This window comes from Crocinitomix catalasitica ATCC 23190 (assembly GCF_000621625.1).
GTDB classification, from domain to species: domain Bacteria; phylum Bacteroidota; class Bacteroidia; order Flavobacteriales_D; family Crocinitomicaceae; genus Crocinitomix; species Crocinitomix catalasitica.
Genome location: NZ_JHXV01000076.1, coordinates 1 through 1,127, shown reverse-complemented (window position 1 = coordinate 1,127; position 1,127 = coordinate 1). Strand labels below are relative to the sequence as shown.

The window sequence follows — 1,127 nt, the reverse complement described above, 5'->3', positions numbered from 1 at the left end:
TATTTTGTCTTTCTTCTTTTGTCTTATTATCCTATCTTGCAATAAATGAAATTATTAACCCTCATACTTTGTTTTTTCTCGTTGTCTGCTTTCTCCCAAGAAATCTGTAACAACGGAATTGATGATGACGGGGATATGCTCATTGATTTGAACGATGAGGATTGTAATTGTTTGGAGTTGGATGGTTACGTAAGCCTAATTCCTAACCCTTCTTTTGAGGATACCTTGTGTTGCGATTATTTCCCTTCATTACGATGCGCAAACAACTGGACTGAAGCTAATTGGGGTAGTTCTAACTTTTATCATTTATGCGATTTATTTGAAGTCTTAGAAACTCCAGCAGCTATACCTCTGCCAGAAGGTGGGAATGGATATGTTGGATTTTTTGCTACCCCATTTACAAAAGAAACTGTAGGAACATGTCTGTTTAGTCCATTAATTACTGGAAGAAATTATACTTTAAACTTCTATTCTGCATGGCGCGAGGGTGAAGACTTTTTTGAATTGCATTTATATGGCACACCAGATTGCGATGATTTACCTTGGGCAGGTGGTGAATGTCCAATAGGATTCGGAGAATGGCAGGATATAGCTGACGTCGAGATTAATTATGTCATGGATGGCTCATGGCAAGAGGTGACTTTAACATTTACACCTACTGAAGATATTTACGCCATTGCTTTGGCTGGGCAGTGTGGTTCAGAAGTAATAGACGGTGTGACTTATCCCGATGGCTATTATTATTTTGATGAACTCACCCTCATCGACACTGACCACTTCACCGACATTTCCCAAACGGGGGACTGGTGTGACGGCAACCTGCTACTCACCGCAATCATTGACACGCTTGGTGGCGAATGGCAATGGTATAAAGATGGCATTGCTTTGGTGGGTGAAACCAGCGAAACCGTAAGCGCCAGCGATTATGGTTTGGGCATTTATACCGCTCAATACACCATTGGTGAGCGTTGTTTAAGATTGGTAGAAACCATTCATTTTCCTGATGTGCTAGATGCTGATTTTAGTGCTGATAATATTTGTTTGGGTGAAGCAATTGATTTTGAAAATAATTCTACTTGGTCTGAAGATGATGATCCCACTTGGGAATGGGATTTTGGAGATGGTGA

Annotated in this window: 1 protein-coding gene; it reads left to right on the top strand. The window is 40.5% G+C overall.

The window, feature by feature from the left end; all coding sequences use genetic code 11:
* Window positions 1-45: 45 nt before the first annotated feature.
* Window positions 46-1,127: hypothetical protein (locus T367_RS23110; RefSeq protein ID WP_035845832.1), on the top strand; the 1,082-nt coding region annotated here is incomplete at its 3' end.